Origin of the sequence: Vibrio sp. 10N.237.312.B06 (assembly GCF_041464685.1) — a bacterium.
In the GTDB taxonomy this organism is placed as follows: domain Bacteria; phylum Pseudomonadota; class Gammaproteobacteria; order Enterobacterales; family Vibrionaceae; genus Vibrio; species Vibrio tasmaniensis_A.
Genome location: NZ_JBFSPI010000034.1, coordinates 1 through 23,474 on the forward strand (window position 1 = coordinate 1; position 23,474 = coordinate 23,474).

The 23,474-nt window shown below is 42.0% G+C and carries 18 protein-coding genes; 5 read left to right on the plus strand and 13 right to left on the minus strand.

From position 1 onward, the window contains the following. The first annotated feature begins 27 nt into the window (after positions 1 to 27). Entirely contained in the window at positions 28 to 420 is a 393-nt protein-coding gene (locus AB6C75_RS11225; protein ID WP_372107796.1) for a WYL domain-containing protein, read from the plus strand. A gap of 43 nt (positions 421 to 463) precedes the next feature. Here the strand turns inward: AB6C75_RS11225 and AB6C75_RS11230 are convergent, their stop codons facing one another. Then, positions 464 to 892, minus strand: a complete 429-nt coding sequence (locus AB6C75_RS11230; RefSeq protein WP_132941240.1) for a DUF2787 family protein — start codon at positions 890 to 892, stop codon at positions 464 to 466. Between the two features lie 15 nt (positions 893 to 907). After that, positions 908 to 1,390, minus strand: coding sequence for a hypothetical protein (locus tag AB6C75_RS11235; protein ID WP_102465817.1), 483 nt, complete (start codon positions 1,388 to 1,390; stop codon positions 908 to 910). 578 nt (positions 1,391 to 1,968) lie between these two features. On the opposite strand from AB6C75_RS11235, the gene AB6C75_RS11240 reads away from it, so the two are divergent. Then, on the plus strand, positions 1,969 to 3,237 hold the full coding sequence (locus AB6C75_RS11240) for an O-acetylhomoserine aminocarboxypropyltransferase/cysteine synthase family protein (RefSeq protein ID WP_372107797.1): 1,269 nt from the start codon (positions 1,969 to 1,971) through the stop codon (positions 3,235 to 3,237). A gap of 263 nt (positions 3,238 to 3,500) precedes the next feature. On the opposite strand, the gene AB6C75_RS11245 is transcribed toward AB6C75_RS11240, so the two are convergent. Next, complete coding sequence (locus AB6C75_RS11245) at positions 3,501 to 4,568, minus strand: DNA cytosine methyltransferase (RefSeq protein WP_372107798.1); 1,068 nt, start codon at positions 4,566 to 4,568, stop codon at positions 3,501 to 3,503. Then, positions 4,561 to 6,567, minus strand: a complete 2,007-nt coding sequence (locus AB6C75_RS11250) for an ATP-binding protein (protein WP_372107799.1) — start codon at positions 6,565 to 6,567, stop codon at positions 4,561 to 4,563. Before AB6C75_RS11250 ends, AB6C75_RS11245 begins: the two co-directional genes overlap by 8 nt. 210 nt (positions 6,568 to 6,777) lie before the next feature. Here AB6C75_RS11250 and AB6C75_RS11255 point away from each other — a divergent pair, with 210 nt between their 5' ends. Further along, entirely contained in the window at positions 6,778 to 7,104 is a 327-nt protein-coding gene (locus AB6C75_RS11255; RefSeq protein WP_372107800.1) for a helix-turn-helix domain-containing protein, read from the plus strand. 13 nt (positions 7,105 to 7,117) lie between these two features. Here AB6C75_RS11255 and AB6C75_RS11260 read toward each other — a convergent pair whose 3' ends face one another. From AB6C75_RS11260 to AB6C75_RS11290, 7 genes are all read right to left on the minus strand, one after another. Beyond that, on the minus strand, positions 7,118 to 8,746 hold the full coding sequence (locus tag AB6C75_RS11260) for a Tn7-like element transposition protein TnsE (RefSeq protein ID WP_372107801.1): 1,629 nt from the start codon (positions 8,744 to 8,746) through the stop codon (positions 7,118 to 7,120). A 9-nt stretch (positions 8,747 to 8,755) separates the two neighbouring features. Beyond that, the gene (locus AB6C75_RS11265; RefSeq protein ID WP_372107802.1) at positions 8,756 to 10,273 is read right to left on the minus strand and encodes a TnsD family Tn7-like transposition protein; all 1,518 of its coding nucleotides are present in this window, start codon (positions 10,271 to 10,273) and stop codon (positions 8,756 to 8,758) included. A gap of 2 nt (positions 10,274 to 10,275) precedes the next feature. Then, positions 10,276 to 11,934: an AAA family ATPase gene (locus AB6C75_RS11270; RefSeq protein ID WP_372107803.1), complete on the minus strand. Its 1,659-nt coding sequence runs from the start codon at positions 11,932 to 11,934 to the stop codon at positions 10,276 to 10,278. Beyond that, the gene (locus AB6C75_RS11275; protein WP_372107804.1) at positions 11,934 to 14,018 is read right to left on the minus strand and encodes a transposase; all 2,085 of its coding nucleotides are present in this window, start codon (positions 14,016 to 14,018) and stop codon (positions 11,934 to 11,936) included. Before AB6C75_RS11275 ends, AB6C75_RS11270 begins: the two co-directional genes overlap by 1 nt. After that, entirely contained in the window at positions 14,005 to 14,835 is an 831-nt protein-coding gene (locus AB6C75_RS11280; RefSeq protein ID WP_372107805.1) for a TnsA endonuclease N-terminal domain-containing protein, read from the minus strand. The genes AB6C75_RS11275 and AB6C75_RS11280 overlap by 14 nt, the downstream gene beginning before the upstream one ends. 139 nt (positions 14,836 to 14,974) lie before the next feature. Next, positions 14,975 to 16,807 carry a glutamine--fructose-6-phosphate transaminase (isomerizing) gene (gene glmS, locus AB6C75_RS11285; protein ID WP_372107806.1) on the minus strand — a complete coding sequence of 611 codons (1,833 nt, stop codon included), beginning with the start codon at positions 16,805 to 16,807 and terminating at the stop codon, positions 14,975 to 14,977. Positions 16,808 to 16,914: 107 nt separating this feature from the next. Continuing rightward, the gene (locus AB6C75_RS11290) at positions 16,915 to 17,685 is read right to left on the minus strand and encodes a DeoR/GlpR family DNA-binding transcription regulator (protein ID WP_372107807.1); all 771 of its coding nucleotides are present in this window, start codon (positions 17,683 to 17,685) and stop codon (positions 16,915 to 16,917) included. A 429-nt stretch (positions 17,686 to 18,114) separates the two neighbouring features. On the opposite strand from AB6C75_RS11290, the gene pykF reads away from it, so the two are divergent. Together pykF and AB6C75_RS11300 are read left to right on the plus strand one after the other, a co-directional pair. Continuing rightward, positions 18,115 to 19,527, plus strand: coding sequence for a pyruvate kinase PykF (gene pykF, locus AB6C75_RS11295; protein WP_017104457.1), 1,413 nt, complete (start codon positions 18,115 to 18,117; stop codon positions 19,525 to 19,527). Positions 19,528 to 19,702: 175 nt separating this feature from the next. Beyond that, positions 19,703 to 20,374 (plus strand): GntR family transcriptional regulator, encoded by a 672-nt coding sequence (locus AB6C75_RS11300; protein WP_372107808.1) that lies wholly within the window; start codon positions 19,703 to 19,705, stop codon positions 20,372 to 20,374. Between the two features lie 760 nt (positions 20,375 to 21,134). On the opposite strand, the gene ilvN is transcribed toward AB6C75_RS11300, so the two are convergent. Beyond that, positions 21,135 to 21,629, minus strand: coding sequence for an acetolactate synthase small subunit (gene ilvN / locus AB6C75_RS11305; protein ID WP_004735875.1), 495 nt, complete (start codon positions 21,627 to 21,629; stop codon positions 21,135 to 21,137). Between the two features lies 1 nt (position 21,630). Continuing rightward, complete coding sequence (locus AB6C75_RS11310) at positions 21,631 to 23,388, minus strand: acetolactate synthase 3 large subunit (RefSeq protein ID WP_009847808.1); 1,758 nt, start codon at positions 23,386 to 23,388, stop codon at positions 21,631 to 21,633. Positions 23,389 to 23,474: the final 86 nt, after the last annotated feature.

The window sequence follows — 23,474 nt, forward strand, 5'->3', positions numbered from 1 at the left end:
CATTAGTGATTGTACTCACTTAACTCAGTGTCCAAAACTGCTGGTGCGGATCATTCGTTTCGAGTATCGGAGATTACAGAGTTAGTTCAACACGATGATATTTACACTCCCTCCCCTAGCTTCAACGAGAAACTAATCAGAGAAGAATTACACTGGAATACTCAGGGTATTGTAGAGGTCATCGCACAGGTAGGTTCTAGTCGAATTGATGATTACCAGAGGTCAGAACAACCTATAACAATTCAAGTGCTGAAAGAGTTGGGTTATGGCTCGACACTTATAAGCATTGAGACATCAGATATTCACGCATTAATGCCAGTCCTCAAATCTTGGCTGCCTGATATCGATGTAATTTCTCCATCATGGGTAAAACAAGCCTTGGTTAGAGATATTGAAGCCTATCTAGCGACTTGTTCATGAGTAGGTTTATCGACGGCGTCGTCATTACGTCGACGACGACACCCTAATCTATCGAAACTTCTATCTCATCGAAGCAGTCCATTCCGACGTAGCTTAGGAAATTGGTTTCCCACATCGAATAGAACTCAGCGACACTGGATTCAATAATGGGAACTTCACCCATGTAACGGATGTAAGCCACACCATGACCAAAATCAAAGTCGATTTCTTTCTCAAGTTCAGGCATCAATCCACAGTAACTAAAGTCAGTGATGTAGTCGAAAATCCACTGGTCGTTAAGTCTAGTGATACGAATCTCGACAGGGTGATACCCTCCACTTTCAGGACAGTAAGCACGTTCTCGAAAATTGATGGTTACAGCATGGGTTGACGGGGTTAGTTTCTTAGAGCGATCAATAACCATGTTAATTACATCTTGAAGGTCGGTACTAATTGGTAGCACTAGACGCTCTTTATCGAAGACTAAATTCATAATGAGATCCTTCTGTTATTTTTTCTGGGTAGGTTTGATGTGATTAACGAGATCGAGAAGCTCCTTTTTCCTATCTTGGTATTTCTCTGAAACGATATGTAAGTAGATAGACGACTCAGCTTTCACGGCTAAACCTAGACCACGAACGATAGCGGCACAGAAGCCCTGGTTGTTAGCGGAGCCAGAAGAATAAAGGGATTTGTAGACCTGACTTTTCCATGGTTTATCACCCTGAGATTCGATAACATCAAATAACTTAGAGCATGGAATCCATTGTTTTGAATGTAACCCTGCCCCTCCTGTCTGCCCAGCAATCCGGAAGTTGAGTTGTTTATCCTCAATATTTTGCGCAATCTCGAAGAGAACTTTCCCTTGAGATTTTGAACCTAGTTTGTCTGCTTCCCCTGATTTGAGGATGTTCGAAAATGGATTGTGTTTTGACGTGGCTTTAGATCCATCAGCTTCTGCATTAGCTGTACTGCCTTTAGATTGGTTCATAGAAACTTTCCTTTATTTATTGAACTAGAAAGAAGAAACTCACCGTTACTAATCGGTAAAAGTTATTCTAATTCAATAATATAAATTCATTTCGAGACTTATTACGCCTAGAGACTTCTTCCTGTCTTTTCCTGTCCGGTTCCTGTCTTTCCACTCAACTTTACCCCCATAACCTCGACGGCGTCGTCGTACTCTACCAACCCCAACAACCCCATAATCCCCGTCGTCGGCGTCAGAGAATTCATGCGGATAATCAGGTGATGTGATTTTGCTGGTGGATTTCGGAGTGATTCGGGGCAGGGTTACTATGTTGATTACAGGGCTGAAGCTTGGCTCATAATCGTTCGGTCCCCAGTTCAAATCTGGGAGGGGCCACCAAATTAGAAAAGCCAGAACAATTCACACTGCTCTGGCTTTTTGCTTTTCTGAAGCTGCACAACTCACAGCTATGTTTCCTACAAATAACCAATCGTCCCACACAATTCCAATTCCCTCTCTGTGACTAAATATACTTTTCTTTTATAAAAAAATCGGCAATATGAGAGTACGTAAATAATTCAATCGTTCAGGGAAGAAACATGAAAGACGAAACGCTCTCGATTCACTTCGGCTACGACACTGATCCAACCACCAAATCAGTTGCGACCCCTATTTACCAAACCGTTGCTTACGAATTCGATGACGCACAACACGGCGCTGACCTCTTCAATCTTGCGGTACCCGGTAATATCTACACTCGCATAATGAACCCAACCAACGATGTGTTGGAAAAACGCATGGCGGCCTTAGAGGGTGGTATTGCAGGCTTAGTGGTGAGTGCGGGCAGCGCGGCGATCAACTACGCCATTCAAACGTTGGCACAAATCGGTGATAACATCGTTTCAACGCCTCAGCTTTACGGCGGTACTTACACTCTATTTGCTCACATGCTGCCAAACCAAGGGATAGAAGTTCGCTTTGCCAAAGACGACAAACCTGAAAGCTTAGCGGCACTGATTGATGAAAAAACCAAAGCGGTTTACTGCGAAAGTATCGGTAACCCCGCTGGTAATATTATCGACTTAGAACGAGTTGCTGAGCTTGCTCACGCACAAGGTGTAGCTGTGATTGTCGATAACACGGTGGCGACACCTGTGTTGTGTAAACCTATCGATTTTGGTGCTGATATTGTGGTGCACTCACTCACCAAATACGTTGGTGGTCACGGAACAACATTGGGTGGCGTGATTGTCGACTCAGGCAAATTCCCATGGGCAGAGCACAAAGATCGCTTCCCAGTATTTAATCAGCCAGAACCTTCTTACCACGGTGTGGTGTACACCGAGGCTTTTGGTGAAGCCGCGTTTATTGGTCGTGCTCGAACGGTTCCACTACGTAATACAGGCGCTGCACTGTCGCCTATGAATGCCTTCATGCTAATGCAAGGTCTAGAAACGTTGTCGTTACGCATGGAGCGACACACAGAGAACGCACTAAAAGTAGCAGAGTACCTTCAGCAACATGAGAAAGTGAGTTGGGTGAGCTACGCTGGTTTATCAACGTCTGAGTCCTATCCGCTGGCTGAGAAATACATGCAAGGTAAGCCGTCTGCCATTTTATCTTTTGGCTTGAAAGATGGTTATGAAGCCGGTGTTCGTTTCTATGATGCGCTACAAATATTCAAGCGCTTGGTGAACATTGGCGATGCAAAATCTCTCGCTTGTCACCCTGCTTCTACAACACACCGTCAATTAAGCGAAGCGGAACAAAAGCAAGCAGGTGTGTCACCAGAGATGATTCGTCTCTCAGTAGGTATCGAGCACATTGACGATATCTTGGCTGACCTTGAGCAAGCACTTAGCGCTTAATGCTTAATGCTTAATGACGCTACAGCTAGCTCTAACACGAATCGTTAACTAGCAGACACAAAAAAGCCCATCACAGGATGGGCTTCTTATTATCTAATTGTCGGAGGACATTAAAGTTTAAAACTTTTCTCTTGTATGGGGCTTATTGCTACGTAATGCTACAAAGATGAAAGTGACAATAAAGATTGAAACTAACTATAAGTCAATGCTCAATATCAAGTAATAAGTGACAATAAAGGTTGAAATTAAACTGCTCCGTTAACCTAAGCATTACCAACAATTGCATTCCTGCAAGCTAAACTCATAACTCTAGCAAACTCACAAGGTAGCGCATTACCAATAATTTGACATACACTATCAACTGTATCAGTGGCAAATTCGAAACTATCCGGAAAAGTTTGCAACCTAGCAGCTTCTCTCACTGATATAGTTCTTAATTTTGTAGGATGCCCGAAACGCCCTTTACTTAAAGTCGTGCAGCCTCCAGTAATGGTAGGTGATACAGTATCAAAACTCATTCTTCCATACACATTTGAAAAGCCACGGTCATTTCCCTTATGACAATTTGGTCTCAACCTATCTGGTATATCAAATCTACTTCCCCCTGGCTTTAAGTATTTCAGACGCTCTATATTAATTGGAGAAATATCTCTACGTACATTCCAATTAAACTTCTGTGGTCCACCATCAACATATGTATCTTTCAACAATACTGGCTCATCAAGACCATCAAAAGCTTCCCTAACCGTTACCCAAGGTTTTGTTCCTGCTTTTAATTTTTCAGAATGTGTAGCACTCGGTATTTTGACTTCAAACCCTAATCCAGCTAATAAGACAAATCTTCTTCGATGTTGTGGAACTCCATAATCTGCAACCTGAAAAACCCCATAGTTTGACAAGTAACCTAGCTTATGTATTTCGTCTAAAAATGCGTCTAGCAACGGTTTTCCTTTACTCATTAAACCAGGTACATTTTCGATCATTATAGTCTTAGGCATTATATCTTTTACTAATCTACCGACTTCATTTATTAAATTGTTTCTATCGTCATCTCTTTTGTACTTTCTTGTCAGAGATGAAAAACCTTGGCAGGGTGGGCAGCCAGCTAAAAGATCAAACTCCCCCTTTAAAATACCACTTCGTTTAAGTATTTCCGTCCCTGATACTAGTCTAATATCGTCTTCAAAGACAAATGAAGCCTCATGATTCGCTCTAAATGTTTCAGCCGCATTTTTATTGTTTTCAACGGCTGATAAAATGCTAAATCCGGCCTGTTTCATCCCTTCAGAAAGGCCACCACCACCAGAAAAAAGATCTATTGAACTAAGCATGCAGTGTCCCACCGGTTTTTCTATCTATACGCTCAAATAGTTCTTGTAACTGCGGTTTAGATTCTGCCATTTTTTTCAATAGTTCCATCGATTCACTTCCACCAAATTCTACAGCTTTTTTAATTCTAATATCATCATAAAACTCAGATACGCCATACAGCATAGAAGCTAGCAGCTCAACATAATCTTTTCTAGATCTTAAGCACACATCCTGCCACGATAGAACATGTACATTTGGATCTCTGTTCTTCTCTCGCCACTGACTAGGGTTCCGACCTATCAAATATCCAAAGACTTCAGCATCTGGATATTGATCTTCAAACCAGCCCATGTAAGTGTTCAGCTGATTTAAATGGGGGCGGGCTAAATCCACTTGAGGGCTTTTTAACTCAATAAGAATAATTTTACTATCATTAGAATCAGAAAAAACTGTAAAGTCAGGCCTAGTCCCTGAGTCTGGTTGATTCTTAACGTCCAAAGCAGTCGAGCCATGAGCCAGCAAATTTCCATCTATAGCTGCTTGTTTCGCGATTTCTTTCATTGTTTGATTAGCAAAAACTTTTCCTTTATCAGATCCAAGAATCCAAGGAAACTGCTCTAACAAATTTTGCAATTGAGGCTCTGTACCAGTTTTTGTTAACTGCTCTAGTTTTGTTAGTGCAAATATCTTTTGAGATACCATCACAGATAAAGACATGGACTCCGGAACTAAGTGTTTATTGATTTCATCTATGGTTTTAATAAATTCGTCTTCATCTTCAATATCTTTGACTCGACTCCAAAGAGATTTAATTACAACTTGGCTAGGAGCATGAGTCCAAGCAGAAGTGAGCTTTTGAATAACCTCAGTTTGTAAGCTTTCATCCTTTTGTATTTTAGGACTCATACTGCAAACAATTTCTGAAATCGCGTTTTGTTCAACCTCGGTAACTCTTAGTTCATTCGGCAGTTGTTTAATCTTATCTTTTACTCGACCTTTATTGTCACTCAGTTGATGTTTTTGAAATAGATTAATCCATTTAGCGGTTAGTTCTGCGCCTTTTGAATACATTTCCTGTGCATCTTCATTCTCCCAGTTAATACTAGTTCGATCTGTCGATACAACATCTTCATCTAATTCATCTAGCCAATCAGCTTCAATTACACCGTACATATATCTTGACCAAATCTCACGCCCTTTCAACCCAAAGACAAATGGACGATCTTGGGCTATTTTACCGTGAGCATATACACCGACCCCAGCCTGATCTTGTGACCAATCAGCCTTAGCAACAAAGCCAACCCAATACCTAATTTCACGGTCAATACCATTGACATTAATAGTTTCGGTTTCCATCCCCTCATTTGGGATACGAAAATTAAACGTAGGCAATGCTTCATCTTTACTTACTTTTTTATCATTAACCAAAACAGAAAAGTCATCTCGTAATAATGTAATAGTAAACCGCTGACCGATAGACTGCTTTAGCTGCTCTAAAGGTATTGATTTTTTTAAAGACAATGTTTCCATGATAATGGCTGTACCGTGTCCAACATTTTTTGTACGTTCAATGAACTGCGCTACCTTACCTGTTTTATCTAAACTCAGAGGTAAATCACTTAATTTAATTCCGTTACTGATAACATTTGGTTCATAAAGAATTGGTGATAATGAATCATCTTCGTTAGATGAAGACAGCATTCCGTTTAGATCAAGTTCAATCCAATAGCACTTTCTATCTTCTTTCGATACTGTAACCAGAGAGAGCTTTTGCGCTATTCCGAATGGCGCTAATTTACCAATCCCTTTTCTTCCCATAACACAACGTTGCTTGCTCGTTTGTTTTGCTAGGTCATCCCCTGAACGTTTTTTCTTACCTATGATCAGATAATTTTCTTGGAGTTCTTTCTCTGTCATTCCAAAACCATTATCTGTCACACAAAGATGGTCACCTCCGATATCTATCCAAACATTTTGTGCATCTGCATCCCAAGAATTTGAAATGAGCTCAGCTATCACATTTGTAGGCTTGTTCTGGTATAGCTTTAACCCTAAATGCTCAATGATGTTATGGCTGTACTGCAGTCAAATTTAGAGGTACCTGACATAGATAAGTTCCTTCTTCGGAGTAGCAAGTATTTCGCTTGTTATCTTCGTTTAATGGGATTAATATAGTTATTCATTAATTCAATAATTCAATAATTCAATAATTCAATAATTCATGAATATATGAATAATTGGAAAGCAAAAAAAGTGCTTCAAGTAGCACTTCTTGATTATATGCAACTAAATAAATTAACTCAGGGGGAAGCCGCTGAGAAGCTTGGGACATCTCAAGCGAGCATTAGTCGAATAGTAAACGGAAGATGGGAGCGTTTAAGAAATAATAAGATTGAATCTATTGCAATGAAGTTAAATGTAACTTTAAAACCAGATTTTTCTTTTGGTATTAAGAATTGTGGTGAAATAGAACAGGCAGTAATTGACGTGTGGGATGGGACCGAACAACATGCAAAAGCGATCGCTAATGTAATAAGAGCCGCAAGTATTTGTTAAGATTACTTTTAAATTATAACTTGCTAGCTACTCTCCTAGCCCAATCTAAGATTGATTCGGTTGGAATCCCCGTTGGGTGCCCTTCTACTGACGTAGGGTGAGAAATACCAATATGCTTATTGATGCCAAACATGGCGTCCATCTCTTGTGTTGGCCACCCCAAAGACTTTGTCACCACGCCTTTTTTGATTCGAGAAAACTGTTCTTTCCAGTTGCGTGTATCTATTTGCCGCACACATTTAGTAGAGATCCATTTATTCAAACCTGTTACATCTATTTCAAGCAAGTAATTAACATGACCGTTCCGTTCAACAACAACGCAACGAATCGTTCTCTTTGCACCAGAGTCAATCAGGTGGCATTTACTACGCCCAACCTGATCCAGTTCATGAGTGTATGAGTCAATGATTGTGCAGGCGTATTTTTCCTCTAGCATTTGCACCATCATGTTGAAGGCCGTAAAACGAGAGGCATACTCCTCTGACCTGTTAGTACAATCTTGCATACCTCCGCCCATGTCTGCCGAAGGTATCTCACCATTACTGCCAGGCTCATTGGTACTGACCTTATCACCAGCTTTCTTAGCTACATCTTTACTTCTATCTGGCCGATGACTCCTTTTGGGCGTTGTTGCTTTCGATGTTGAAAAACGATTTTTAAACCTTACTGAGCAAGTATTTTCACCTAGTAAAAATGCATGGTTAGCATCGGAAGCCTCACGATCATCATCGATAATATGATCTTCTGGGCGCTCGTATGGTTCAGGGCATTTTCCACCACTCGTTGGCTCTTGGCCTTCATCTGGATGCGAAAATGAAGGGTTGTGGAAATAGACCCTAGACGGCATTTGAGCATTAATTTCAATATCCGTGATCCTTTCAACCAGAAAGTAGCGACCACTCGTATCAAGTCTGCCGTCATATGAGAAAGACCACCCAGACATTTGTGGCGGATCAAAGTGAAATAGCCAACGCTTATACCCCGCAGATACACCTTGTTCCTTTTCGACGTTGAAATATCTAAAAATCGACTCAAATGAACGCTTTGCATTGCTATCAATAAGTAGCCAACTCAACATTCCTCTCGTTGCTGAATCATTGAATGCCGAAGGAGGAAAGTTTGATGTTTGCAACACTTCGATATTGGCATAGTCCTCCTTGGTGTTTACTTCGACCTTGAAGTCGGTAAGCAAACGAGAAGACATTAATGACGCTCGCGATAAGTACGAGCTGGCATAAAATAGAACCCTTGCCAGCTCAAGCTGAGGAATAACCAGTTTAGGGGCAGCGCCTCGGTCTAATACAAATGCATGTTGCTCTGACTCTTTCTTTCTCAAAGACTCTGCTGACTCTGAGTCGGGGAACTCACTCAAGCTACTGTGTCGAAGGAACTCATTACCTCTAAATTTGTGACGCCCTCGTTTAGCGTAACTTTCTGATAACCCTCTTTGATTAATTATTTTTCCTCGATACAAAGCAGGAACGTTAGAAAATGCAGTCGCATGAAAATTATTTTTCTGCTGAGGGGGATAGCACCAAACTTCAATTGAAGGCCGGTAAGACGAATCACTTGTTCGTACTAATACTTTACCTGTATGGACTATACGTACATCATCGTCACACTTGTAAAACCTAGCTCCCATATCATTTCCTTATTTGTAATCTGATCCTGTTGTTACCCAGCCAAGTAAATCTGCGATAACTGGCATTATTCTTTCGTTGGGAAGGCTTGCTGAACGCATCAATTGCCAGCGACTCATTCCTGAACCTCTTTTTGATTTTGCGATTACTGCCATGACTAGCCGACGAGCTTGAAACTCAAAGACGCTTTCTTGATACCGATTCAAAGCAAGAGATAGCAAGGGTAATAAGTTCAGTTTTTTGCTCACCGAGCCGTAATCATCTAGCTGCTTAAGTAAGAAATTTTTGCTTCTTCGAGGGCCATCAATAACGGTATCTAATCGTTCGACAATCCTAATAAGCTGCTTAGTTAGTGATCGGTCTCTTGCGCTCCAATCTACTTTTTTCTGCCTTACATGAGATTGGGATTGATGGACTCGATTGAAAGCTAATAGCCAATCTCTATCATTTCGGTACAGCCAAGCATACAGTGCACCACCACCTGGAAGTTTGCGTGCTTTCTTAATAGGGGTCTTACCTATTAAGTTACGCCACAACTTACGTTTTTCTTCACTTGGATTTGGCACAAGATGAGCATCGTCCTTCGAGAGAGATACTGTCACTTTATCTTTTGATTTTACTTTTTTTATGATTTCACTAGCCGACATTTCAGGAATAAAAGCAGACCAAACCGTTAAGTGCTGTAGATAGCTAAAAGCTTTACGATGATAGCGAAATAACGTGCGAAGCCAATTAGTCTCTCTATCAGAATTAATAGTTAGTTCAGGGGTAACGATCTTGCTTACAACTAAGTCTGCAATCTTATCGTGAGCAATCTGCTTATTGCCTTTTCCACACCCAAAGTCGTGCGCTAGATGATTGTAGAAAAGGCTCCATTGATGCTGAGTCGGGGAGTCTTGGACTGGTAAACACATTACCTCTTGAGCTTTGCTCACTAAGTAATCAAACCGCTTCGCTGTTATATTCTGGTCGTCACATAAAATGGGCAGGCATTGTATTCGGTCACATGCATGGTACATGTGCCTACTATCATGGTAAGAGGTTGTCGATTGACTAAGAAGTCCATGCTTAGGGCAGTAAGGTAAAGATGGCAAAAACCACAATCTAGACCAATAACTTTCCCCATATTTTTGCTTTTGTTCCGCGACACAAGCTGGGCAAACACAAAAGTTATCCGACGTTTTTACAATAGAAGCTGGGGCTCCTAGCATTAGATGAACAGAGCCCTTAGCACAATGTTCCATTCGCTCCATCGCTCTAATCCTAATGCTTTCATCAACAAAAGGAGCGTAAATCGGGAACATTGTATGTTCATAAATAAGCTGTTGGACGTCAAATCGTCCCGTGTTAACTAGCTGCTCTGATATCGAAGACAAATGACTAGGCAGGTCAGTTGTCGCAATCACTTTTCTGTCACCATACACTTCATCTAGTAGCTGTTTAGAACTTGTAATCGCACTGCGAATTCCAGCTCTAGCCACCAAGCTATAGATTAATTCATCTGGATAAGGGACAGGGAAGCAGTGCAATATTAAACCGCCTTTTCTAACAGTGACTGAATGTCTAGAATCAAACCCGACTTTGACATTGCTGTGTACACTTCATTATCAGAATCAGATTGAGAGTGAACAAACCTCAAATCCTCACTATCAAGGGTATGCCACTGAGTCTGTTTGATTGCGGATGCCCTCTTGCCCTTACTTGGCTTAGCCTCTTTTTTAGATTTTAACAGCTCAGGATTGGCAAGTTGCTCATGTACCAATGGGAGTAAGCTTATCCATGTCAAATCAGGATGTTGATCAAATAGCTGTCGTATTACAGGAGCTAAAAGCGTTGAGTCAAACTCATCTTTTAGGGCCATATATACACGTCGCTCTTCATCGGTTCTGAGCTGTTGATATGCAAACTCCTCTGGTGTCTGCTGAACAGTTGTTGCTACCTGTTTTTGCAACTCAAGTAACCGTTTATCAGTGTTGCTTAGTTTAAGGTCTGAAAACTTAATCATTTCTTCGACATCACCCGAGCGAAGAGCAGCTAGCATTGGGTGAACAGGTTTTAATTCATCCTCGTAAACCTGTTGCATTAATTTAGGTGTGATCCTTTCTACTTTTGTCGCGATTGCTCTCAGCTGACACAAGACATATAGCTTAACCACAATATCCAAGACACCTTGGCTTAGGTCATACCATAGAGAACGAATGTCATCCGACAACACCTCATCACGTTTTTGTAGCCATTGAAGAGTCCATAACTTATCCGTGAGCGCTTTCCATTCTCTTCCTTCTTCCATTGGATCCCAAAAAATCGCTCCAAGACCAGAGCCTCGCCTTGCAGATCTCATATCAGCCTCAAATATCTCGCGGGCTCGTGGTGTTCCAACCAAAATCACAGGAAGGCCAATGGTATTTACTAATGTCACAAAGAAATTAAGCATTTTCTCAGAGCCTCCCGAGCGAGAACGACTAAGGTGCTGTATTTCATCAATAATAAGAACACCTACTGCATGAGCATTTGCAACCTGAGCCATTGCAGCTAAAAGTGTTTCAATACTCGGTCTTTTGCTCATCGAGTATTGTCTTTCGTAGTTGGATGTCCCTAATGCTCTATCCATCGCACGAAAAAAGTTCAAGCACAGCTCTTTCAGTGATCCATCATGGGAGCAATCAATTTTTAAATAAACGACTTGCTCGAGATTTCTGTCTGGATGGTAAATAACTTGAGGGTATAACGACAAAAGCTGCTTGATCGCCGTTGTTTTGCCATTTCCGCTACATCCAATCAATGTCATGCTTTGGGCTGTAGAACTAACTTCCGTGAACTTTATCGCCTTCAAATCACCAGATAAAACACGCTCGTAACCATTTTGTATATGTCTTGCCCAATCACCTGTTTCGGGATTTCTTCCAACATAGCCACGCCGTATCATCAATGAAAGTCGTTCATGCAACTGTATGTGCTGACTGAGGGGCTGGAAAAAATCATCAATAACACGACAGATACTATGCGCTCTTTCGATGCCATTTCGATGGATATCTTCTGCGGTACACCTTAACGAGCCCTTCAGAGCAATCGAGTCGTCTAGGAAACTATTTATCGGTGGTAATGCCTCTATCAGCGGGTTATTTCGATAAGCTGAGAGCGTAGCACTTTGATAGACGGCTACTACACGATGATCTTGGCTTTTCTTCATCAGTTATCATCCTCGTCATCAAATAGCTCCGGTATGAAGTCAGGCAGTCGATAACTTTCCTCCTCTCCCTTTATAGGTATCACCGACGCGACTTCTTCTTGTTTAGCCCTAACTGGCTGTATTGCTAATTCCTTTCTCTCTTGCTCTCGAACATTCCGTTTATTGCCTTTGATGTCATTTATCTTTTGCGCGTTGCTCAATGTACTGGTTTTACGATTTTTTGTAGCTTTCTTCAGTTTCTTTTCAAGAAGATCATCAAAATCTCGTTCTACGGGTGCAAATTGATAGTTAGCTTCAGCCAAAGTCTGTTTTTGAGCTGCTTGACGTTCCCATACTTGATACCAAGTTAGATCTCGGAACTCTCTACTTCGACTAGAAAGATCACAAACCCAAAATGTGTTTTTTCCTTCTTCAGGAAACAGATATATGTGATTAGCAGAACCAAGCTCATAGGCTGCAAATAGTTTTTTAGGTCTAGACACTTCCGAAGAACGGTGCATCCAACCTGTCTGAATAATTTCTTTTCCTGTGTAGGTTAATCCCCATAACTTTATACCCAATTCAGATACAGTGACTTTTTGACGAGGTAACAGCAGTATTTTTGCAATATCCGTATCAATAGCTCGTAAACGCCCAGTACGATTCTGTAGGCCCCACCTCCAAAGCTCAATAGGGATCGATGGAAGGCTTTCTGGCATATCAGGAGCACGATCGTACTTATCCAATGGCTTGTTTAAGTTGTGAGCAAGTATTGAATAGAGCAGTATTTCAATAAAGTCTGATCTCGCCACAGCAGCTTCAACTCTATAGTCTCTTTCACCATGCTTCTTAACCTTGTTACCAGTTACGACACCTGGCATATAGGGCTTGAACTTAGCCTGCAATGTACCAAATGATCTCTCGACAATGCCTTTAGCATCGCCTCTTCGAGGTGGAGCACTTTCAAGGCGAACACCAATAGCATCAACCAAATAATTTGCTTGGTGGCTCATCAATTCGCCACGATCAGCCAGCAACACATCGGGAATGCCTATGCATGGCCACTGTTCTTCTGAAATATCGATACCATATTTTGCGCAAGTTTCTATTTTGCTGCTAAAGCTGCATATCAGTGCTTTCATTGCAACGGGGAAAGATGGGTTATCGAAACCAATATAAAACCCTGCAACCATACGGCTAAAAACATCAATGACCATATAAATCGTCGGCCGACCGATAACCTTGTCTGCATCGTCATCATCGACTAAGTAAATATCTGCAATGGTGGCATCAATCTCATATCGGCTCCCTGGGCCTAAAGCTTGCTCGGTTGCAGTTCCATGTAGTGGCCTAACATCTTTATTGTAATTGCTTTGAGGTGTTTGAACGGTAAGCTTTGTGACCTTGCTATACTCGGTTTTGTAGAAGTATCTAAATTGGCGGAGTGTTGGAATTTCATGCTCTTCAACATCTGGGTTCTTTAACTTATATGCTTTTGAAAACTTTCTATGTGCATAAGCAACGGAGTTCCCTTTATCATTCATCAAATATTTATCACAAATAATTCGGAACTGTTTTCTGATTTCTTCAGTGACTTGTTTGCCATCACCGACACCGTAAACCCTAGACTTACCAGCTTTATTTGTTGTGAAGTTTCTTCTCTTTCCGGCAGCGCCTGAGTTTTTGTAGTCTGGTATTAGGGCATTTTTTATTTGTCCACGCTGCCAATATCTCCGAACTAAACGATAGATGGTCGATTTGGTTTTATTTGAATTGGCAACCGCATGACTAACCCTTTTTGCTCGAACCCTTTTGTCAAATGCTCCTTCACCATCTACGATAGGCTTAATCAAATCAAAGTCGTTCTGCCTTTTCTGATATGCATTTGACTCTTTGGTCCAAGACTCTCCTTGAAGGTATGAATAAGGGTCCGGAATTTTTTCTATACGCCCTTCATCAACCCAGTTACGGCATTCATCAAAATAGACTCTTTCCGGTAAACCTTTATCCTCATCAATAGCAATCCAATAGAAGTAATTTGTCTCGGTAAAAAGCACGCGGTAAGCCTTACCGTCAAACGCTAGAGTTTCGTTAACTGGCCACATTACGATGCCCCCCGAACAAAGAAACGCTTCTAAACGCAATTTCTTTCGCTTTCAAACTATGAAATGGTAAACGAATATCGAACGTTATAAGCCTTGCTGCACACATTAAACGAATATCATAAAGCGACTGACCAAGATCTTGCTGGTATGCCATGTCATACTCTTTACACAGATCAACGACTTTTCTTTCTGGGTGTTGAACAAAGTAAGCTCTGATATGCTCAAAAGTAAGCGATAGCTCATCCGTTATTACTTCATCAAAGTACCCCTTAACCCCGTATAACCACTCAATATTCGATACGACTGTTTTGTCTATCTCTTTATCTGTTACGAGGAACCAGGGGATTCTTTTTAGCTGCCAATAACGGCGTTCTATTTCTAGCTTCTCAATAGTTCTCAGATCTTTTAAGTCTTTGGAATATTTTGCTTGAATAGCGAACTTGGGCTGAGTTTTAGAAGCGGTGTTAACCAAAAAGTCAGAGGACATGACAAGATTTACCCCTCCTTGCGAAGGGTGCCAAAGTTGACCTTCCTTGGAAATATTGAGAGTGTCATCTCTGTTGAGTGGAAACTGCTCACGAATGTCTGTTACGGCAGGGTTATGGTCTAGAAGGAGAAAGACTGCGAACTCAAGATCCGATAGTACATGATGAATCCGCCCCGTTAGGTGAGAGTAAACTCTCTGAGATCGACCTTCTGAAGGAACCTCATTGACATACAGCCACGGCTTATAGCCAGAAAGCCTTCCTGCACCTCGGCCTTCACTTATCCGCTTGATGATCTGCTTTTCAGTTAAAACGTACTTTGATTTTACCATAACAAAAACCCGGTCAACTTTTAATCAGTTTAACCGGGTTTAAAAAGTTTTCAACTTTAGTGGTACAGTTTCAAACTTTAATGTCACAGTTCCAAACTTTAATGTCTACCGACACTAATTTTCTTAGATAAGCTAACGATTACTCAACAGTAACCGCTTTCGCAAGGTTACGAGGTTGGTCAACGTCAGTACCTTTGATTAGCGCTACGTGGTAAGACAACAACTGCATCGGTACTGTGTAGTAGATAGGTGCTGTTACTTCACTTACGTGAGGCATCTTGATGATCTTCATGTTCTCATCGCTTTCAAAGCCTGCATCTTCATCTGCGAATACGTAAAGTAGACCGCCACGAGCACGTACTTCTTCAACGTTTGATTTCAGTTTCTCTAGCAAGTCGTTGCTTGGTGCAATAACGACGACTGGCATATCTGCATCGATAAGAGCCAAAGGACCGTGCTTAAGCTCGCCAGCCGCGTATGCTTCTGCGTGGATGTAAGAGATCTCTTTCAGTTTAAGAGACGCTTCCATCGCGATTGGGTAGAACTCACCACGCCCCAAGAACAGTGTGTGATGCTTATCAGCAAAATCAGGTGCTAGCGCTTCGATCTCTTTATCAAACGCCAATGCTTTCTCGATATCAGCAGGCAGTTGATGCAGTGCTTGAACGATCTCAGCTTCTTTCTCTTCATTGATGCGACCTTGTAGACGACCAATTGACGTTACCATCATCAGCATAGCCGCTAGCTGTGTCGTGAAGGCTTTAGTTGAAGCAACGCCGATCTCAGTTCCTGCGCGTGTCATGAAGGCAAAATCAGATTCACGAACTAGCGAAGAACCCGCAACGTTACAGATAGTCATTGCTGACATGTAACCTTTTTCTTTTGCAAGACGAAGTGCAGCAAGCGTATCAGCCGTTTCACCAGACTGAGACAGAGTCACCAATAGGCTGTTCGGACGAACAACGAAATCACGGTAACGGAATTCAGAAGCAATCTCTACATCACAGCTTACGCCAGCTAGAGATTCAAACCAGTAACGCGCAGCCATGCCTGAGTTGTAAGACGTACCACATGCGATGATCTGCACGTGTTCAACCTTGCTTAGGATCTCTTCAGCTTTAACGCCGATCGCGTTAGTGATAACCGAAGTGTCAGAGATACGGCCTTCCATTGTATTGATCAGCGCTGTTGGCTGCTCGAAGATCTCTTTCTGCATGAAGTGACGGTATTGACCTTTGTCGCCTGCGTCGTGTTCAGCGTTTGACTCAACGATTTCACGCTCAACACGCTCACCCGCTACATCAAATACCGTAACATCACGACGAGTTACCTCAGCAACATCACCTTCTTCTAGGTACATGAAGCGACGAGTTACGCTCAGTAGCGCCAGTTGGTCAGAGGCAAGGAAGTTCTCACCGACACCAAAGCCGATAACGATCGGGCTACCAGAACGAGCGACTACAATGCGGCTAGGATCTTTGCGATCAACCGCAACCGTGCCGTACGCGCCATCTAATTGTTTTGCTGTTTTCTGTAGCGCTTCAATCAAAGAAGCTGAAGTGCGAAGTTCCCACTCAACTAAGTGAGCAATAACTTCTGTATCCGTTTGTGAAGTAAATACGTAACCACGCTCTTGCAGCATAGCGCGCAGTGCTTCGTGGTTTTCGATAATGCCATTGTGTACAACAGCAATATCACCAGACATGTGTGGGTGTGCGTTCGCTTCAGATGGCTCACCGTGTGTCGCCCAACGTGTATGAGCGATACCAGTACCGCCAATAACATGTTGTTGATCGACTGCGTCTGCTAGCTCTTGTACTTTACCAAGGCGGCGTACACGAGTTAGGTTAGATTCGCTATCAACTACAGCGACACCCGCTGAATCGTAGCCTCGGTATTCTAGGCGGCGAAGGCCTTCTACTAAAATTTCGGCTACATCACGCTGTGCTACTGCACCAACAATTCCACACATAGTTTCACTCCATCAATTTCGTTTTATTCCTATTGGCAGCAAGCAAAGGCCAGATCTTTATCAAGATCAATTATAGGAAGGTAAATGCATAATACTTAAATTTGTTTTTACGCTGGTTCAGTCAAGATCAAACGAACATCATGTGATTCGATACTTGCTTTGGATTCTTCGCCTAAGTCTGTATCGGTAATTAAGATGTCAATGTGCTCCCATGCCAGCTCTAAGTTCGGGATCTTTCGTCCCACCTTTTCCGACTCAACCATCACGATCACTTCTCGTGACACTTCAGCCATTACTTTACTTAGACCAACCAATTCATTGAACGTGGTTGTGCCTCTATCAAGGTCGATACCATCAGCCCCGATAAATAGTTGATCAAAATCGTAAGCTCGAAGTACTGACTCTGCGACTTTGCCTTGGAAAGAGTCCGAATGGGTATCCCAAGTACCGCCAGTCATTAATAACGTCGGCTCGCTTTCAAGCTCATTAAGCGCATTAGCGACGTGCAATGAGTTGGTCATCACAACCAAGCCACGCTTAGCATTAAGCTGCTGAATTAGAGCACCGGTCGTACTGCCACTATCGATCACGATGCGGTTATGGTCGCGAATTAAATCTGCAGCGGCTTTTGCCAATGAAATCTTTCGAGTCGAAACTTGTTGACCCAGTTCTTCGTTGACAACCTCTTTCGGTAACGAAATCGCACCACCATAACGGCGTAAAAGCTGACCGTTTTTCTCTAAAGACGCTAAGTCCTTTCTAATAGTGACCTCTGAGGTTTCGAACTTAGCGGATAATTCATCAACACTAACCTCTCCTTTTTCATTCACTAGGTTAGAAATTGCATGTCTTCTGAGCTGGGTGTTTCGTTTCGACATTTAAAAAAGGCCATTAAGTTTCGATGTGAAACATATTATAGTTACAACGAAACTATTTAGTCCATTTATTTTGATCCAAAAAATTAATAAATAGCGATAAAACCTTGTCCTAAGACAATTGTTAAGCAGTGATATTGAACTCATTAGGTGGTAGAATCCGCACCCGAAAAGAAAAAAAATTACAAAACTGACTGTTATTTTTTTGCAACCTACCCCCTATATAGTGGGGTAAGTCACAGAAAACCGATATTGAATCAAAATCTTTTAGTCATAAAATGACTAAAATTGATGAAAGACTTACAACTCTGAAGGACATATTGGAAGTCCCGCGCTTTTACACAACAGGCACAAAATGTTGATGTAGCGGACCAATCTTCAGAACTTAAATAAATTTCAAATTGTAACAATACTTACCGGAGAGTACCTTCCATGAAAAAGACCAAAATCGTATGTACGATTGGCCCTAAAACTGAATCTGTAGAGAAGCTAACTGAACTAGTAGATGCTGGCATGAACGTTATGCGTCTTAACTTCTCTCACGGTGATTTCGCAGAGCACGGCACTCGTATCGCGAACTTCCGTAAAGTAATGGAAAACAAAGGTGAGCAACTTGCTATCCTTCTAGATACTAAAGGTCCAGAAATCCGTACTATCAAACTTGAAGATGGTAACGACGTAGATCTAGTAGCTGGTCAAGAGTTCACTTTCACAACTGACGCAACAGTTGTTGGTAACAAAGACGTAGTAGCAGTAACTTACCTAGGTTTCGCTAAAGACCTAACAGCAGGTAACACTATCCTTGTTGATGACGGCCTAATCGAAATGGAAGTTATCGCAACAACAGAAACTGAAGTTAAGTGTAAAGTTCTTAACAACGGTGCTCTAGGCGAAAACAAAGGTGTTAACCTTCCTGGCGTTTCTGTTCAACTTCCAGCTCTTTCTGAGAAAGACAAAGCTGACCTTAAGTTTGGTTGTGAGCAAGGCGTTGATTTCGTAGCTGCTTCTTTCATTCGTAAAGAAGACGACGTTAAAGAAATCCGTGAGCTTCTAAACGCTAATGGCGGCGAGAACATCCACATCATTTCTAAGATTGAAAACCAAGAAGGTGTAGATAACTTCGATTCAATCCTTGAAGCTTCTGACGGCATCATGGTTGCTCGTGGTGACCTAGGTGTTGAAATCCCAGCTGAAGAAGTAATCTTCGCTCAGAAGATGATGATCGAGAAGTGTAACCGCGCACGTAAGATGGTTATCACTGCAACTCAAATGCTTGACTCTATGATCAGCAACCCACGTCCAACTCGTGCAGAAGCGGGTGACGTTGCGAACGCAATCATGGATGGTACTGATGCAGTAATGCTTTCTGGTGAAACTGCTAAAGGTAAGTACCCAGTTGAAGCTGTTACTATCATGGCTCAAATCGCGAACCGTACTGATTCAGCTCTTAAAGCTGAGCTAGGTTCTCGTCTAGACAGCCCACGTCTACGCATCACTGAAGCAGTATGTAAAGGCGCTGTAGACACAGCAGAGAAGCTAGCTGCTCCTCTAATCGTTGTTGCAACTGAAGGCGGTAAGTCTGCACGTTCAGTACGTAAGTACTTCCCAACTGCAAACATCCTTGCTCTAACAACTAACGAAAAGACAGCTGCACAGCTAGTTCTAACTAAAGGTGTTAAGCCAGTTCTTGTTGACTCTATCGAGAACACAGACGCGTTTTACATCAACGGTAAAGAAATCGCTCTACAATCTGGCCTAGGTAACAAAGGCGACATCGTAGTTATGGTTTCTGGTGCTCTAGTCGCTTCTGGTACTACAAACACAGCATCTGTTCACGTTCTATAAGAATGAACCGATTCGCATAAAATATAAAAGAGGGCTTCGGCCCTCTTTTTTATGAAACAAAATCTTGCCTAACTTTTCAGTACGCTGTATTATCAATCACATTAGAACTACGTACTGTTAAACTCCAATAAACTCTTCCTAAGAAACGGATTAGCAGACTAGAAATCAAATATACATGAGGTTTGTAATGTCTAGTCCTACGCTTACTGACAAAGTATCAAAGATGATTCGCCAAGATATTCTCAATGGTGAATTAACCCCAGGTAAAAAACTCGTTGTAGCTGATCTCAAAGCACGATACAACGTCGGCGCATCTCCAATTCGCGAAGCCTTAGTGCAACTATCTTGGAGTAAATACGTAAAGCTAGAGCCACAAAAAGGCTGCTGGGTATCACCGGTATCAAAGAAAGAACTCAATGACCTATATGAAAGCCTTCGTGTTGTCTCTTCTGTTCTGCTTAAAAAGGCAATTTCAGCAGGCGATGAAAGCTGGGAACTGGAAGTATTAACCTCCTACCACAAGCTATCACGCATACAATATGTCTCAGAAGAGTTTGATTGTATTGAGTGGGAAGAACGTCACCAGCAGTTTCATGCAGCGTTACTTGAAGGCGCAGACTCAGAGAACATGTTTAAGTTCTTTGATGATCTTATCAATCAAGTAAAACGCTACCGCTTCCTAGCGATGTCAGCGAAAAGCGCACCTGATGATCTGTTCAATATTGATGAGCATGAAATGATCATGAAGCTGGTACTTGCTAAAAATGTCGATCAAGCGACAGAACTATTGGATCAACACCTGTTAAGTTCAATGAAACGAATTGAAGAAGTTATCGAAGCCGCATAATGTCAAGATAGATTCTAACCACATAAAAACGGAGCCTAATAGCTCCGTTTTTTATTTCCAGCATTACGGCTGAACTACCACCCAAAAAACTCTTTGTGATGAGTATTGAGTAGCACAACCATAGGTAAAAAATACAATGCACTCAGTTGAAAGCCAAGAACGGCTAATGTACCTATGGTTAACCTCACTAAAAAATCGACAAACATACCACGCCTCTTTCAATCAGACTGTATGCTCCCTAAACCCTTGCTTCAGCGAATCTGATTCAACTAATGCCTTTCAAGACTTTGATAGGGTTAGCTAACCAGTTAAATTAAGTTAAATTAAGTTAACGGTGCCATCCTTTTACATCTAGCAAACACTCTATTAATTGCATCTTTTATCATAAGATGACATGAAGCAAGACTATTTGATTATTGTTCAGTTTAGCTCAAATCACCGCGAGCATTAGACTTTAGTCTAATCATATAAACTTTGTGATTTAAGTCTCTCAAAAATGAGATTCCCAATAAATATGGATGCACGGCACTGGGGGGATCAAGCACAGTAAATAACAGGGCACTCTATAAACAGCGCAATAGCGCTCTAATGGAGAGTTACAAAGAAATGAATGGCAATAAGAAAGTGTGGACAAACGATGCTTACTTCCAGAAAGCAAAACGGCCCAAATTAAGGGCCGTTCGTATCAGTAAAATCGCTATTTTTTTCAAACGATTAAATGCTCAGTTTTAGCTTAAAAGTAGCTTTAAATCTTTCTTCGTTAGGCTTTCAACGCTCGTTCACCACGTGCGATGCCAACAACCCCACTTCGAGCCACTTCAAGTACTTCCGTTACTTCAGACAATGCCTGAATGAAAGCATCCAGCTTCTCGCTAGTGCCGGCCATTTGAACCGTATATTGCGAAGCCGTCACATCAACGATTTGACCACGGAATATATCCGCTGTGCGTTTCACTTCAGCGCGAGCAAAGCCGCTAGCGCGTACTTTTACCATCAGAAGTTCACGCTCGATATGCTCAAGCTCAGACACTTCTTGTACCTTAAGTACGTCGATTAACTTGTGTAGCTGTTTTTGGATCTGCTCAAGCTGCATTTCGCTTGAGTTAGTGGTGACATTCAGACGAGAAAGCGTTGGATCATCCGTAGGGGATACATTCAAAGACTCGATGTTGTAGCCACGCTGAGAAAACAAGCCAACCACACGAGATAGTGCACCTGGTTGGTTTTCCATTAATAGTGAAAGGATGTGTCTCATATTATGTTCTCTCCGTTTTACTTAGCCACATGTTATCCATACCCTCGCCTTTGATCTGCATTGGGTATACGTGCTCGGTGTCATCCACACTAATATCGACAAATACCAAACGGTCTTTCATCGCCAGTGCTTTTTCCAAACCTGATTCCAATTCATCCGGAGATGAAATACGCATGCCAACGTGGCCATAAGCCTCAGCGATAGCAGCAAAATCAGGAACAGAGTCCATATATGAATTAGAGTAACGACCTTGATAAACAATGTCTTGCCACTGTTTTACCATGCCTAAGAAACGGTTGTTAAGATTAATAATCTTAACGGGGATATTGTATTGCAGCGCAGTCGACAGCTCTTGGATATTCATTTGAATACTGCCGTCACCAGTAACAATCACAACTTCTTCATCAGGTTTCGCAAACTTAACGCCCATACCAGCTGGTAAGCCAAAGCCCATCGTACCTAGACCACCAGAGTTAATCCAACGGCGTGGCTTGTCAAACGGGTAATACAAAGCAGCAAACATTTGGTGCTGACCAACATCCGAAGCAACATAGGCATCACCATTGGTTACTTTATGCAGTGTTTCAATAACTTGTTGTGGCTTAATTCGACCCGACGTTTTGTCATACGCTAAGCAGTCACGTTCTTGCCACTGTTTAATTTCACTCCACCAGCTTTCCATCGCTTCTGCATCGTTAGTTCCACCTTGCTCAATAAGCAGGTTAACCATGCTTTCTAGTACTTTTTCCGCTGAACCTACAATCGGAAGATCCACTTTAACGTTCTTAGAGATAGAAGATGGATCGATATCAATGTGCATGATCTTCGCATCAGGACAGTATTTATCTAGGTTATTGGTCGTTCGATCATCGAAACGTACGCCAATACCAAAGATCAAGTCCGCATTGTGCATCGCCATATTGGCTTCATACAAACCATGCATGCCCAACATACCCAAAGAGTTCTTATGAGTACCAGGGAAAGCGCCAAGCCCCATTAGGGTACTTACCACGGGTAAATTCAGTGCCTCTGCTAATTTTAACAGCGGCTTATCTGCCTCAGAAATAACCGCACCACCACCGACATAAAGTACCGGTTTCTTCGCTTCAAGAAGGGCTTTTAGCGCCTTTTTGATCTGACCTTTATGACCCGTAACCGTTGGGTTATATGAACGCATTTTGATCGTTTCTGGGTATTCATAAGGAAGCTTAATTTGTGGGTTTAAAATGTCTTTTGGCAGGTCAATAACCACAGGACCTGGACGTCCTGTCGTTGAAATATAGAATGCTTTTTTAACGACTTCAGGGATATCTTCCGCTTTCTTAACGAGGAAGCTGTGTTTAACGATCGGGCGTGATACACCTACGATGTCACACTCTTGGAAGGCGTCGTTACCAATAAGGTTATTTGGTACGTTACCAGAAATAACAATCATTGGGATTGAGTCCATGTAGGCTGTTGCAATACCAGTAACGGTATTGGTGGCACCCGGACCAGAACACACAAGTACTACACCCGGCTTACCGGTAGAACGAGTATAGCCATCTGCCATGTGGGTAGCGGCTTGTTCGTGTCGTACTAATACGTGTTTAATTTCAGCAGTTTTAGCATGCAGCGCATCATAGATATCAAGTACAGAACCACCTGGGTAACCAAAGATTTGCTCTACACCCTCTTCAATTAGAGACTGCACCACCATCTCAGCGCCGGATAACATTTCAGCGCCGGATGACATGGCTGTTTCAGGTTTTGTTGTCATATTGCTCTCCTCACCAGTTTCCAATCACATTTGGTGAACATGTTGGGCTGGTTTTTCATAGTCTAGGGCTTATTCGTAGCCTAATT

Bases quoted from the DNA above. Each gene is read 5' to 3' on its own strand.
- AB6C75_RS11230 (WP_132941240.1), bottom strand. From the start codon at position 892: ATGAATTTAGTCTTCGATAAAGAGCGTCTAGTGCTACCAATTAGTACC.
- AB6C75_RS11310 (WP_009847808.1), bottom strand. From the start codon at position 23,388: ATGACAACAAAACCTGAAACAGCCATGTCATCCGGCGCTGAAATGTTA.
- AB6C75_RS11280 (WP_372107805.1), bottom strand. From the start codon at position 14,835: ATGGTAAAATCAAAGTACGTTTTAACTGAAAAGCAGATCATCAAGCGG.
- AB6C75_RS11245 (WP_372107798.1), bottom strand. From the start codon at position 4,568: ATGCTTAGTTCAATAGATCTTTTTTCTGGTGGTGGTGGCCTTTCTGAA.
- AB6C75_RS11275 (WP_372107804.1), bottom strand. From the start codon at position 14,018: ATGTGGCCAGTTAACGAAACTCTAGCGTTTGACGGTAAGGCTTACCGC.
- AB6C75_RS11235 (WP_102465817.1), bottom strand. From the start codon at position 1,390: ATGAACCAATCTAAAGGCAGTACAGCTAATGCAGAAGCTGATGGATCT.
- pykF (WP_017104457.1), top strand. From the start codon at position 18,115: ATGAAAAAGACCAAAATCGTATGTACGATTGGCCCTAAAACTGAATCT.
- AB6C75_RS11240 (WP_372107797.1), top strand. From the start codon at position 1,969: ATGAAAGACGAAACGCTCTCGATTCACTTCGGCTACGACACTGATCCA.
- AB6C75_RS11270 (WP_372107803.1), bottom strand. From the start codon at position 11,934: ATGAAGAAAAGCCAAGATCATCGTGTAGTAGCCGTCTATCAAAGTGCT.
- glmS (WP_372107806.1), bottom strand. From the start codon at position 16,807: ATGTGTGGAATTGTTGGTGCAGTAGCACAGCGTGATGTAGCCGAAATT.
- AB6C75_RS11300 (WP_372107808.1), top strand. From the start codon at position 19,703: ATGAGGTTTGTAATGTCTAGTCCTACGCTTACTGACAAAGTATCAAAG.
- AB6C75_RS11290 (WP_372107807.1), bottom strand. From the start codon at position 17,685: ATGTCGAAACGAAACACCCAGCTCAGAAGACATGCAATTTCTAACCTA.
- AB6C75_RS11255 (WP_372107800.1), top strand. From the start codon at position 6,778: ATGAATAATTGGAAAGCAAAAAAAGTGCTTCAAGTAGCACTTCTTGAT.
- AB6C75_RS11260 (WP_372107801.1), bottom strand. From the start codon at position 8,746: ATGGGAGCTAGGTTTTACAAGTGTGACGATGATGTACGTATAGTCCAT.
- ilvN (WP_004735875.1), bottom strand. From the start codon at position 21,629: ATGAGACACATCCTTTCACTATTAATGGAAAACCAACCAGGTGCACTA.